Genomic DNA, 319 nt, shown 5'->3' with positions numbered 1-319 from the left:
GCCACCACAGGTCCCGGCCCTCGGTGACCGCGACGTCGATGCCGGTGCGCTTGACGACGAGGACGTGCTCGACGGACGCGGCCCCGTCGACCGCCTCGTCGACGGCGGGCTTGAGGGGTGCGGCCTGGCCGCGGCGCCACTGCCCGTCGACGGTGACGACGAGCTTGGCTTCGGCGTCGTCGATGCGGGAGCGCAGGGCGCTGGCGGAGAAGCCGGCGAAGACCACCGAGTGGGTCAGGCCCAGGCGGGCGCAGGCGAGCATGGTGACGATGGCCTCGGGGATCATCGGCATGTAGATCGCGACGCGGTCGCCGGCGAC

At 73.4% G+C, this 319-nt stretch carries 1 protein-coding gene; it reads right to left on the bottom strand.

Translation table 11 applies throughout. From position 1 onward, the window contains the following. Window positions 1–319 (bottom strand): AMP-binding protein (locus CJ179_RS50490; RefSeq protein ID WP_143549100.1); only part of this gene is annotated, 319 nt, incomplete at both ends.

This window comes from Rhodococcus sp. ACS1 (assembly GCF_002300155.1).
Taxonomy (GTDB): domain Bacteria; phylum Actinomycetota; class Actinomycetes; order Mycobacteriales; family Mycobacteriaceae; genus Rhodococcus_F; species Rhodococcus_F koreensis.
Note: the sequence above shows the minus strand (reverse complement) of the source record. Positions and strands in the feature narration are given on the sequence as shown.